Consider the following 11,971-nt stretch of genomic DNA (forward strand, 5'->3'; position numbering starts at 1 on the left):
CCGGCACCGGCGGCGGCCCGGCGCGGCGACTACCGCGCCCCGCCACCGCCCGGGGCGGAGCCCGGCGCCGACGGCTGGCCCGCCTCCGACGAGCCCTGGAACTGAAGCGGGGGCGCGGCGGGACCGGGAGGGCTGCGGCTACACTGCCCGCGGGTGCCGCATCCCCTGGTCGATGCAGCAGGTTCAGCGAAGGTCGGGCCGCCTCGCGGCATGAGCGCGTTCCCGCACCCGATGTCCAGCCCCACCATCGACCTGATCGCCGCCGTCCTCTTCGCGGCGGCCCTGCTCCACACCTTCACCGCCTCGCGGTTCGAGCGGCTGTCGCGCCGATTCCCGCGCCACGCCGGGCTGCTGCACCTGCTGGGCGAGGTGGAGGTGGTCTTCGGCTTCTGGGCCATCGTGCTGGCGCTGGTGCTGGCCCTGGTGGCGGGCGGCGGGCACGCCCTGGACTACGTTGAGTCGCGCAACTACACCGAGCCGCTGTTCGTCTTCGTGGTGATGGTCATCGCGGGCTCGCGCCCGGTGCTGCAGACCGTGCGGGCCGCGCTGGACGCCACGGCGCGGCTGATGCCGCTGCCGCGGCCGGTGGCCGCCACCTGGCTTGGCCTGGCCGTGGTGCCGCTGCTGGGCTCGCTCATCACGGAGCCGGCGGCCATGACGATTGCCGCGCTGATGCTCGCGCCGCTGGTGTTCCGCCCCGGCATGCCGGAGCGCGCCAAGTACCTGGCGCTGGGCGTGCTCTTCGTCAACGTCTCCATCGGCGGCACGCTCACCGCCTATGCCGCGCCGCCGGTGCTGATGGTGGCCTCCACCTGGCAGTGGGACAGCGCCTTCATGCTGGCGCAGTTCGGCTGGAAGGCGGCGCTGGCGGTGGTGCTCAACGCCACGGTGGCGACCTTCCTGCTGCGCGAGCCGCTGCGCGCGCTGGCGGTGTCGCCGATACAGGCGCCGGACACGTTGCGCGTGCCGCTGGCGGTGGTGCTGGTGCACCTGCTGCTGCTGGCCGGCGTGGTGCTGCTGGCGCACCACCCGGTGGCGTTCCTGGGCCTGTTCCTGCTGTTCCTGGGCTTCGCGCAGGCCTACACGCGCCACCAGGACCCGCTGCTGATCCGGGAAGCGCTGCTGGTGGCCTTCTTCCTGGCCGGGCTGGTGGTGCTGGGCGGGCTGCAGCGCTGGTGGCTGCAGCCCATCGTTTCGGGGCTGGAGCCGCTGGCGCTGTTCTTCGGGGCGCTGGGACTCACGGCCGTGACCGACAACGCCGCGCTCACGTACCTGGGCTCGCTGGTTCCCGGCATGTCCGAGGCGGCCCAATACATGCTGGTGGCCGGGGCGGTGGCCGGCGGCGGGCTGACCGTGATCGCCAACGCCCCCAACCCGGCCGGCGTGGCGCTGCTGCGGGGCGGCTTCGAGGACGGCTCCATCGGCGCCGGCGGGCTGCTGCTGGGCGCGCTGGGGCCCACGGCGGTGACGGCGCTGGCGTTCCTGCTGCTGTGACGGACCATGGCGGCCCGGCGGAGACGGCACACTGCCGGGCCGTCCCACCGCCCGATCCGCCCATGAGCGACTCCCTGCCCCGCCGCATCGTCTGCTTGACCGAAGAGCCCACCGAGGTGCTCTACGCCCTCGGCGAAGAGCACCGCATCGCCGGCATCTCCGGCTTCACCGTGCGCCCGGCCCGCGCGCGCCATGACAAGCCGCGCGTCAGCGCCTTCACCAGCGCCAACATCGACAAGATCCTGGCGCTGCAGCCCGATTTCGCCATCGGCTTCTCGGACATGCAGGCCGACATCGCGCAGGCGCTGGTGCGCCACGGCGTCGAGGTGTGGATCGCCAACCACCGCTCGGTGGACGGCATCCTGGGCTACGTGCGGCGCCTGGGCGCGCTGGTGGGCGCGGCAGACAAGGCGCAAGCGCTGGCCGGCACGCTGCAGGCGCGCATCGAGGCCGCGCGCCGCGCCGCGCTGGAGCTGCCGCGCCGGCCGCGCGTGTACTTCGAGGAATGGGACGAGCCCATGATCAGCGCCATCCGCTGGGTCAGCGAGCTCATCGGCATCGCCGGCGGCGACGACATCTTTCCCGAGCGCGCGCAGGCCGGCCTGGGCCGCGACCGCATCGTGGCCGACCCCGCCGAGGTCATCGCGCGGCAACCGGACATCATCATCGGCTCGTGGTGCGGCAAGAAGTTCAGGGCCGAGCACGTGGCCCGGCGCCCGGGCTGGCAGGACGTGCCGGCCGTGCGCGACGGCGAGCTGCACGAGATCAAGTCGCCGCTGATCCTGCAGCCCGGCCCGGCCGCGCTGACCGACGGGCTGGACGCGCTGCGGCGCATCGTCGCGAGCTGGGCGGCGCGGCAGCGGGGCTGATTCGACCCCATCAAATTTCGAGCGCTGAAAGCCCGTTCGTGCTGCGCCTTCGATACCTCAGGGCAGGGCGCGCCCTACAGGGCGCATCGAAGTACGAACGGGCGCCGCGGCCTGCCGCGCAGCAGGGGCCGTTCACCCTTCGATACCTCAGGGCGAACGGGATTTACTTCACGCCCGAAGACCAACTGGTATCAGGCTTTTGGAATTTCAAGTAGGCCGCATCAGCCCCGCACCACCTCCCACGCCGCCGCCGGTGCCGGGCGGCCGAACAGGTAGCCCTGGAAGAACGGGCAGCCGTGGTGCGCCAGGAAATGCTGCTGCCCCACGGTCTCCACGCCCTCGGCCACCACCTTCAGCGACAGGCTGCGCGCCAGCAGCAGGATGGTCTGCACGATGCTCGCGTCGTTGGGATCGCTGAGCAGGTCGTTGATGAAGGAACGGTCGATCTTGATCTCGTCCAGCGGCAGCCGCTTGAGGTAGGCGAGCGACGAGTAGCCGGTACCGAAGTCGTCGATCGAGAAGCGCACGCCGTGCGAGCGCAGCACCGCCATCTTCTGCGCCACCTCCTCCAGGTCGTGCAGCAGCAGGCTCTCGGTGAGCTCCAGCTTGAGCAGGTTCGCATCGGCCCCGGTACGGCGCAGCGTCTGCAGCACCTCCGCGACGAAGCCGGGCTGGTGGAACTGGCGCGCGCTGACGTTGACCGACAGCGTCAGGTGCCGCGTGGCGACGTCGCCCGCCCACGCCGCGAGCTGCAGGCACGCGGCCTCCAGCACCTGGCGGCCCAGCGCCGGGATCAGCCCGTGCTGCTCCGCCAGCGCGATAAAATCCAGCGGCTGCACCACGCCGCGCACCGGATGCAGCCAGCGCACCAGCGCCTCCGCGCCCACGCGTCGGCCCTGCCCGTCCACCACCGGCTGCAGGTGGATGAACAGCTCGCCGCGCTCCAGCCCGTGGCGCAGGTCCACGGCCAGGGCCGCGCGCGCCAGCACCGCCTCCTGCATGGCCGGGTCGAAGAAGCACAGCGTGTTGCGCCCCGCGTCCTTGGCCTGGTACATGGCGAAGTCGGCCCGCTTGAGCAGCTCGTCGGCGGTGTCGTGCGGCAGGCCGAACAGCGCGATGCCGACGCTGCCGCTGCCGCAATGGCGCCTGCCCTCCAGCTCATAGGGCTGCGCCATGCACTCCACGAGCCTGGAGGCGATGAACTGCGCCTGCGAGGCCGCTTCCAGCGGCAACGCGCCCAGGTCCTCGGCGATCACCACGAACTCGTCGCCGCCCATGCGCGCGGCCGTGTCGTTGGAGCGCAGGCAACTCCGCAACCGCCGCGCCACCTCCTGCAGCAGCGCGTCGCCGCTGGCATGGCCGTGGCTGTCGTTGAGCGCCTTGAAGTTGTCCAGGTCGATGAACATCAGCGCGCCCAGCTGCCCGTTGCGCCGGCCCAGCTCCAACGCGTGCTGCAGCCGGTCGAGCATCAGGCGCCGGTTGGGCAGCCCGGTGAGCGCGTCGTAGAAGGCCAGCCGCTGCGTCAGCTCCTCGGCCTGCCGACGGTCGGTCACGTCGGTGATGCTGCCCACCATGCGCAGCGGCCGGCCCTGCGCGTCGCGCTCGACCACGTCGCCACGGTCCAGTACCCAGACGACGCCGCCGTCCGGGCGCCGCATGCGGTGCTCGTGGCGGTAGGGTCCATGGCCGTCCAGGCAACGCTGCACGGCGGCCATGACTTCGGGTAGGTCCTCGGGGAACAGGCAGGCCTGGAAGTCCTGCAGGGTGCCGGTGAGCCGCGCGTGCTCCAGGCCCAGCAGCTCGTGCCAGCGCTGGTTGTGCTGCAGCGCGTTGGTGCGCAAGTCCCAGTCCCACATGCCCTCGCCCGTCACGTTGAGCACGTAGCGCAGGCGCCGCTCGCTGTCCTGTACCTGCTGCTGCGCGTGGCGGATGTCGGTGATGTCGTGCGCGATGACGAGGATGTGCGGCAGCCCGTTGTCGCCGATGAAAGGTTTCTTGATCGACTTGAACCAGCGCGCCTGGCCGCTGCGGTGGTCGGTGGACTCCTCAACCACGACCTCGGTGCGGCCGTGCGCCATGATCTCCAGCGCGGTGCGGCGCATCTGCTCGGCCTGCGCCGCGGTGGCGCTGAAGTGGCCGTCGTGCCGCCCCACCATCGCCTCGGGCGTGGTGCCGTAGAACTCGGCCACCGCCTGGTTGCACAGCAGGAAGCGGCCCTCGTGATCCTTGAGCGCGATGAAGTCCGGCGACTCGTCCAGCACCGTGCGCAGCAGCGCCTTTTGCGCCAGCAGGTCGCGCTGCGCGTCGCCGGCGTGCCAGGCACTGCCGGTCAGCGCCTCCAGCCGGGCTTTCAAGGACAGGATTTCCTGCGCGCGCGCATGCAGCGCAAGGTCGCCATGGACCGCATCCACCGGCGGTGCGGCAGCGTCGTTCAAGGTGCTTCCCTCCGGCGCGCGCGCCTGCGGCGCCGCAGCCCTGTCAATGGCTCAAGTTGGAATGCCACGACGCTCCGGCAGGCCACGAGTGCAACCAGCCGTGACCGGGCGGATATTTCGCCCGACCTTGCCCCGGCCCGGAGCGCAAGGTGTGGCAGAAGTGTGAAAACAGGCGCGGCGCACTGGCCGCCGCGCTCTCAGCCGGGGTGCACAGGCTGTGGCGCACGCGCCACGCGGCGACCGCGGCGGGCGCCGGCCACGAGGCTCAGCAGCGCCGCCAGCGGCAGCAGCGGCCACGCGGGCGAGCCCAGCGCCGCCAACGTCACCGCCTCCACCACGCACCAGGCCAGGGGCAGCGGCAACAGCAGCCAGCGGCCCAGGGCCGAGGACGTGAGCGGCACGAGCGCCAGCATGGCCAGCACGGTGGGCGCGGGCATCAGGCCCACCACTTCCGCACGCCACCACGGCGCGCCCGACAGCGCCGGCGCCAGCAGCGGCAGGCCCGCCAGGGCCAGCAGCAGCAGCAGCACCGCCACGGCCCGCGGCCGAGCCTCGGGCGCGCGCTCGAAGGCGTCGCGCCGCGCCAGGAGCGCCAGCAGGAAGGCCTGCAGCGCGAAGCCCAGCGCCATCTCCGGCGCGGCCCAGTGGATGCGCGCGTAGCGCAGCACCAGGAAATCCCACGCCACCGTGAGGCACCACAGGGCACACAGCGCGGCCAGCAGCCGCGCCGCGTCGCCCACGCGCCGCAGCAGCGCCACCAGCGCGACGGCGCCACAGCCCAGCATCAACCACTGCGCCGGCCACAGCGCGCGGTTGTGGGCTTCCACCAGCCGAGCGTAGGTGCGCGCGGAGAACAGTTGCACGTCCGCTGGGACGTAGGTCCACCACTCCGCCATCACAGCGCCTGCACCTGGGCCGCGATGCGCTGGCGCAGCGCCGCGTCGGGCAGCCGCCCGGTGGCGGCGGCGAGGTTCTCGCGCACGTGCGCGACCTGCGTGGTGGCCGGTATCACGCAGGTCACGGCCGGGTGCGCGACGATGAACTTGAGCACCAGCTGCGCCCAGCTCGTGGCACCCAGCTCCGAGGCGGCCCAGGCCGGCACCGGATGGCGCGCCAGGCGCCGCAGCAGCTCGCCCTGCTGGAAGGGCCGGTTGACGATGACGGCGATGCCGCGCTCCTGCGCCAGCGGCAGCAGCCGCTGCTCGGCCTCGCGGTCCACGGGGTTGTAGGTGAACTGCGCGAAGTCCAGCGCCGCCGTCGCCATCACGCGCTCGAACTCGGCATGGCGCCGGCCTTCGGAGGTGGTGATGCCCACGTAGCGCAGCCGCCCCGCGGCCTTCATGCGCTGCAGCATCGGCAGGTGCTGCTCCCAGGCCAGCAGGTTGTGCACCTGCAGCAGGTCCAGGCGCGGCAGGCCCCAGTAGGCGCGCGAGGACTCCACCTGCTCCGGCCCCTGGCGGGCGTTGCCGGTCCAGACCTTGTCGGCGGCGAAGACCCGGTCGCGCGAGCGCAGCGTGCGCAGCGCCGCGCCCACCACCTCCTGCGAGGAGCCGTACATGGGCGAGGAGTCGATCAGCCGCCCGCCGCCGTCCAGGAAGGCCTGCACCACGCGCGTGCTTTCCTCGCGCAGCTCGGCGTCGCGCCCGACGTTGAAGGTGATCCAGGTGCCCAGCCCCATCACCGGCAACCGCTCACGGCTGGAGGGGATCTCGCGCAGGGGCAGGCTCGCGGGGGTGCTCTGGGCGGTGGCCGGCAGCGCCAGGGAGCCGGCCGCGGCCAGGCCGGCCAACAGGCGGCGGCGTCCGGGCATGGGTGGATGGTTCATGGCGGCAAGCTTCCCACGCGCGCGCCGCCCGGTCACGTTCCGGTTTTTTCAGCCGGCCCCCGCGGCACCACGGGCTGGCCGGTTAGCGGCCACAGTCGCCGCCGCCCATCACCACCGTGCCGTCCCGGCACTCGGTGATGGTTTCCTGGCGGCGCGGCGGCGGGGCGCGCCGGGGCGCCGCGCCAGCCGCCCCGGACTCCTGCACCAGCATGATCTTCTTGCGCCCCTGGTCGCAGCGGCCCACCGGGCGCCCGGGCGCGTCGGCCCCCACGTCCACCGTGGACAGCGTGAAGCGCTCGATGCCGCCGGCACGCACGCGCTGCGCGATGCCGGCCTGGATCTCCTCACAGTTGCTGGCCCGCGCCGGCCAGGCCACGCTCAACAGGACCAACACAAATGAAAGCTTCTTGAACATTCGGGTTTCTCCTTGGAGCGACGCAGCATAAAACGGTTGATTTGCACACCTTCGGGTTTACCCCCGTGGCTATGATGCGCCGCCCTTTTTTCCACCAAGCGCCGCGCGCCCTCCGGGCAGCGTGTCCGACCGATGTCCGAATCCATGCCCTCCAATGCTGAGCGCGCCCCGCGCCACCCCGAGGGCCTGCGCGAGTGGCTGGTGCTCGCGGCCGCGGTGCTGGTGATCACGGCCCTGAGCCTGGCGACGGCGCTGGTGCTGCGCCAGCAGCGCGCGGACACGCTGGACACCTGGCGGCTGTACATGGACAACTTCTCCACCACCGTGGCGGAGCATGCCCAGCAAGTGGTGTACACGGCCGACGGCGTGCTGGGCCGCATCGTGGAGCGGGTGCAGGAGGAGGCTGGCGACAGCGAGGCGCGGCTGCGCGAGATCGCCCGCTCGCGGCGCATGTTCGACTTCATCTCCGAGCAGCACACCGATGGCGGGCTGGCCAGCGACATCGCCATCATCGACATGCAAGGCCAGGTGCTGGTCAACCGCCACAGATTCCCGGCGCCGCACGTCAACGTGTACGACCGCGACTACTTCAAGATCCACCTGGCGCAACCGGCGCTGCAGTCCTACCTTTCGGCACCGGTACTCAGCCGCGACAGCGGGCGCTGGACCTTCTTCCTGACGCGCAAGATCCGCTCGTCCAGCGGGCAGATGCTCGGCCTGGTGATCACGGGCATCGAGGTGTCGTACTTCGAGCGCTTCTACCGCTCGATCAACCTCGACGACGCCCATACCGCCGTGCTGCTGCTGCGCCGCGACGGCACGCCGCTGGCCCGCCACCCGCAACGCGTGGCCCCGATCAGCGCCTCGTACCGCGACGCGCCGGCGCTGCAGGCGCTGGAGCAGGCGCTGGCGCAGGGCCGGCGCAGCGCCAACGTGCTGACCGCCGCGCCGCGGCCCTCCGACCCCCGCCAGGCGGACCGGCGCATGGTGGCCGCGCGCGCCGTGGAGGCCTTCCCGCTGGTGGTGGTCACGCTCGCAACCGAGGAGCTGATGCTGCGCGGCTGGCGCGAGTCGGCCTGGTTCATGGGCCTGGGCACGGCCGCGCTGGATGCCGCCATCGCGGTGCTGGCGCTGTGGAGCTTCAGGCTGCTGCGCCGCCGGCGCCAGGCCATCGGCGAGCTGGCCGAGGCCAACCGCGTCAAGGCCGAGTTCCTGGCGGGCATCAGCCGCGAGATCCGCGCGCCGCTGCACGACCTGGTCGAGATGGCGCGGCGCCTGCACGCCGCGACCCCGGCGCTGCCGCCCGCGCAGCAGCGCCGCGAGCTGCGCGCCTTCATGCGCTCGGGCACGCTGCTGCTGGGCCTGGTGGACGATCTGCTGGACTTCTCGCGGCTGGAAACCGGCCGCCTGGAGCTGGAGCACGCGCCCTTCGTGCTCGCGCCGCTGGCGCAGAAGTGCATCGCCCTGTTCGAGTCGCCCGCGCAGGCCAAGGGCGTGCGCATGGAGCTGTACATGGGCGTGGCCGCGCACGGCGAGCCGGTGCTGGGTGATGCGCGGCGGCTGGCGCAGATCATCAACAACCTGCTGTCCAACGCGCTGCGCCACACGGACGCGGGCTGCGTGTCGCTGAGCCTGGCGCCGCTGGGCGCGGGGCGCTGGCGCGTGGCCGTGGCCGACACCGGCAGCGGCATGACGGCCGAGCAGCGCCGGCGCCTGTTCGAGCCGCTGTCCATGGCCGCAAGCCCGGCCCCACTGGGCGACGGCGGCATCGGACTGGGGCTGTCCATCGTCAAGCGCCTGGTGCTGCTGCACGGCGGCACGGTGGGCGTACGCAGCGAGCCGGGCCAGGGCACCGAGATCTGGTGCGAGCTGCCGCTGCCGCCGGCGTCGTCGGCACAGACGCCGGGCCCGCAGGCCCCTGCGCCCGAAGGCGCGGACCCCGACCGGGCTGCGCTGGTGCCGGCCCAGCCGCCCGGCTCGTCAACCGGCTCCGTGAACAACGCGTCCTGAGCCCGTCACAGGGCCCAAGGCCGACGGACCGGCCATGCCGCCGTCGCCGGCGTGATCCGTGCCGCTCCCGTTACCCTTGGCGCATGTGGCGTACTTTTAGATACCTGCGGGCGCGTTGCGCTGTCGCCGTCCTGGCGCTGGCTGCGGCGGCCTTGCCCGCGCTGGCGCAACAGCTCACGGTGGCCATCGACAGCAGCCTCGGCGCAGCCATGAACACCGTGGCGCGCGACTTCGAAGCGAGCCGCCGCGGCGTCCGGGTGACCCTGGAAACCGGCCCCTCCGGCCAGTTGTTGCAGCGGATTGGCGAAGAGCAGGTGGCCGACGTGCTGGCCGGCGCCGACGTGCTCACGATGGAGCGGGGCGAGCAGCGGCGCCTGCTGCTGGCCGAGCCGCGCATCAGCTTCGCCACCAACACCCTGGTGCTGGTGGTGCCCGCATCACGCCACCTGCCGGTGCAGCGGCTGTCGGACCTGGCTCGACCGGAAGTCACGCGTATCGCCATGGGCCGCCCAACCACCGTGCCGGCCGGGCACTACGCCCGCGAGGCGATCAACGCGCAGCGGCTGTGGTCCTCACTGCAACGCAAGGTGGTGATCGTGGAAGACACGCCGGACGTGATAAAGATGGTGGCCAGCGCCGATGCGGAGGCCGGCTTCGTCTACGCCACGGACGCGGCCGCCGCAGCGGGCCGCGTGCGCGTGGTGGAGACGCTTTCGACCGCCACGCCCATCCACCATGCGGCCACCGTCGTGGCCACCAGCAAGAACCCGGTGCTGGCGCGCGAGTTCATCACCTACCTTCGCAGCGAGCCGGCACGCGCCGTGTTCAGGCGCTTCGGCTTCGGGGTGCCGTGAGCGGCAACGGGCGCGGGGCCACGGCGTCGTGCCGCTTCAGCGCGCCACCCGCCCCGTGATCGGATAAGCCGGGTCGTTGTACCCGTACGTGGAGGCATAGCCCGGCGGCACCTGGGCGTCCACGAAAGCCTCGTCCTCGGCCGTCAGCCGCACCTCCAGCGCCGCGATGTAGTCGCGCCACTGCTCCAGCGTGCGCGGGCCGCCGATCACGCCGTTGACGAGCTGGTTGTTCAGCGCCCAGGCGATCGCGAACTGCGTCGGGCTCAGCCCGCGCGACAACGCATGGGCCTTGATGCGCTGCGCCACCTCCAGCGACTCGGGGCGGAACTCGGTCTGCAGGATGCGCCGGTCGCCCCGCCCGGCGCGCGTGCCCGCCTGCGCCTCGGCGCCGGGCACGTACTTGCCGGACAGCACGCCGCGCGCCAGCGGGCTGTAGGCCACCACGCCCACGCCGTAGTGGGCGCAGCAGGGCAGCAGCTCGGTTTCGATCAGCCGCGTCACGGCGCTGTACGGCGGCTGGCAGGCGATGGGCGGCGGCACGCCCATGCGCCGCGCCGTCTCCACCACGCGCGCGATGCGCCAGGCGCGGAAGTTCGACAGGCCCCAGTAGCGGATCTTGCCCAGCTCGATCAGCCGCCCCACGGTCGAGACCGTCTCCTCGATGGGCGTGACCTCGTCGTCGCGGTGCATGTACCAGAGGTCGATCCAGTCCGTGCCCAGCCGGCGCAGGCTGTTGTCCACCTCGGCCAGCAGCCAGCGCCGCGACAGCCCGCGGTCGTTGGGCTCGGTGCCCATGGGATTGGCCACCTTGCTGGCGACGATCCAGCGCTCGCGGTCCGCGGCGATGAGGCGCCCGACCATGCGCTCGGACTCGCCGCCGGCATACATGTCGGCCACATCGATGGCGTTGAGACCGGCGTCGCGCGTGGCGGCAACGATCTCGCGCGCCTCGGCCTCGCCGGTCTGGTCGCCGAACATCATGGCGCCCAGCCACAAGCGCGGCACGCGCAGGCCGCTGGCACCCAAGGGTAAGTAGTCAACCATCACAAGCTCTCCTTTCGGAGGCCGCACCTTAACCGGCCCGCGGCGCGGAGCGTCCACGGGATGGGCACGGCACGGTGCGCCCGCACCGGTGGCCCGGCCGATCAGAGCCCGCCCGCGACCTTCAGCACCGAGCCGGTCACGTAGGCCGAGCGCTCCGACAGCAGCCACACGATGGCCTCGGCGATCTCGTGCGCCTCGCCAGGACGGCGCATCGGGATGCGCGCCGCGACGCGCTGCGGCCGTCCGGGCTCGCCGGCGGCGGCATGGATGTCGGTGAGCGTGGTGCCCGGCGACACGGCGTTGACGCGGATGCCGTGCTCGGCCAGCTCCTTGGCCAGCCCGACGGTGAAACTCTCCACCGCCGCCTTGGAGGCCGCGTAGTGCACGTACTCGCCCGGCGCTCCCAGCGTGGCCGCGATGGAGGAAACGTTGACCACGCAGCCGCCGCGGCCCGCCTCGCGCCAGCGCCGCACCACCTGCTGCGTCAGCAGCATCAGGCCCAGCACGTTGACCTCCAGCACCTGGCGCATCGTGTCCGGGCTGGCCTGCAGGAACGGGCCGAGCGGCCCCGTGATGCCGGCGTTGTTGACCAGGCCAACCAGCGGCGGGAGCGAGGACGGCAGGCGCGCCAGCAGCGTGTCGGCGAAATCCGCCGCGCCCGCATCGGCCTGCAGGCAGCAGGCCTGGCGGCCCAGGGCCCGTATCTCCGCCGCCACGGCCTCGGCGGCCTCGTGCTGCGACGCGTAGGTGAAGCAGACGTCGTAGCCGCTGGCCGCGGCCAGCCGCGCGGTGGCGGCGCCGATGCCACGGCTGCCGCCGGTGATCAGAACGGTACCCAGGCTCGTCATGGCGCATCCTTTACAGCGTGTAGGGAGCGGCCATTGTCCGGCCGACCCGGCCCCATGCCGGAAAGGAGCGCGACGCTTACAGCGCCTTGACCAGCGCCGGCACGGCCTCGAACACGTCGGCTTCCAGGCCGTAGTCGGCCACGCTGAAGATCGGCGCCTCCGGGTCCTTGTTGATCG

10 protein-coding genes and 1 pseudogene are annotated in these 11,971 nt (G+C 72.4%); 4 read left to right on the plus strand and 7 right to left on the minus strand.

From position 1 onward, the window contains the following. The first annotated feature begins 231 nt into the window (after window positions 1-231). Together Q0741_RS11475 and Q0741_RS11480 are read left to right on the plus strand one after the other, a co-directional pair. A complete protein-coding gene (locus Q0741_RS11475; RefSeq protein ID WP_298233346.1) occupies window positions 232-1,494 on the plus strand; it encodes a putative Na+/H+ antiporter in 1,263 nt (420 codons plus the stop codon). A 62-nt stretch (window positions 1,495-1,556) separates the two neighbouring features. Further along, a complete protein-coding gene (locus tag Q0741_RS11480; RefSeq protein WP_298233337.1) occupies window positions 1,557-2,363 on the plus strand; it encodes an ABC transporter substrate-binding protein in 807 nt (268 codons plus the stop codon). Window positions 2,364-2,584: 221 nt separating this feature from the next. On the opposite strand, the gene Q0741_RS11485 is transcribed toward Q0741_RS11480, so the two are convergent. The 4 genes from Q0741_RS11485 to Q0741_RS11500 all read right to left on the minus strand — a co-directional run bounded on the left by Q0741_RS11485 (window position 2,585) and on the right by Q0741_RS11500 (window position 7,038). Then, window positions 2,585-4,798, minus strand: a complete 2,214-nt coding sequence (locus Q0741_RS11485) for a GGDEF and EAL domain-containing protein (RefSeq protein ID WP_298233338.1) — start codon at window positions 4,796-4,798, stop codon at window positions 2,585-2,587. A 197-nt stretch (window positions 4,799-4,995) separates the two neighbouring features. Next, entirely contained in the window at window positions 4,996-5,694 is a 699-nt protein-coding gene (locus Q0741_RS11490) for a DUF6064 family protein (RefSeq protein WP_298233339.1), read from the minus strand. After that, window positions 5,694-6,623: an aldo/keto reductase gene (locus tag Q0741_RS11495; protein WP_298233340.1), complete on the minus strand. Its 930-nt coding sequence runs from the start codon at window positions 6,621-6,623 to the stop codon at window positions 5,694-5,696. The genes Q0741_RS11490 and Q0741_RS11495 overlap by 1 nt, the downstream gene beginning before the upstream one ends. Before the next feature lie 82 nt (window positions 6,624-6,705). After that, window positions 6,706-7,038: a DUF1161 domain-containing protein gene (locus tag Q0741_RS11500; RefSeq protein WP_298233341.1), complete on the minus strand. Its 333-nt coding sequence runs from the start codon at window positions 7,036-7,038 to the stop codon at window positions 6,706-6,708. A 144-nt stretch (window positions 7,039-7,182) separates the two neighbouring features. Between Q0741_RS11500 and Q0741_RS11505 the strand changes: the two genes are divergently transcribed. Next, window positions 7,183-9,048, plus strand: a complete 1,866-nt coding sequence (locus tag Q0741_RS11505; protein ID WP_298233342.1) for an ATP-binding protein — start codon at window positions 7,183-7,185, stop codon at window positions 9,046-9,048. Window positions 9,049-9,131: 83 nt separating this feature from the next. Next, complete coding sequence (modA, locus tag Q0741_RS11510) at window positions 9,132-9,902, plus strand: molybdate ABC transporter substrate-binding protein (RefSeq protein ID WP_298233343.1); 771 nt, start codon at window positions 9,132-9,134, stop codon at window positions 9,900-9,902. 36 nt (window positions 9,903-9,938) lie between these two features. Here modA and Q0741_RS11515 read toward each other — a convergent pair whose 3' ends face one another. The 3 genes and pseudogenes from Q0741_RS11515 to Q0741_RS11525 form a co-directional block, all read right to left on the minus strand. Next, the gene (locus Q0741_RS11515; RefSeq protein ID WP_298233344.1) at window positions 9,939-10,946 is read right to left on the minus strand and encodes an aldo/keto reductase; all 1,008 of its coding nucleotides are present in this window, start codon (window positions 10,944-10,946) and stop codon (window positions 9,939-9,941) included. Between the two features lie 101 nt (window positions 10,947-11,047). Then, window positions 11,048-11,794 carry an SDR family oxidoreductase gene (locus Q0741_RS11520; RefSeq protein WP_298233345.1) on the minus strand — a complete coding sequence of 249 codons (747 nt, stop codon included), beginning with the start codon at window positions 11,792-11,794 and terminating at the stop codon, window positions 11,048-11,050. A gap of 76 nt (window positions 11,795-11,870) precedes the next feature. Further along, window positions 11,871-11,971, minus strand: a pseudogene (locus tag Q0741_RS11525) (electron transfer flavoprotein subunit alpha/FixB family protein); the annotation flags it as partial.

It is taken from the genome of uncultured Azohydromonas sp. (assembly GCF_937926365.1).
Classification (GTDB): Bacteria; Pseudomonadota; Gammaproteobacteria; order Burkholderiales; family Burkholderiaceae_C; genus Azohydromonas.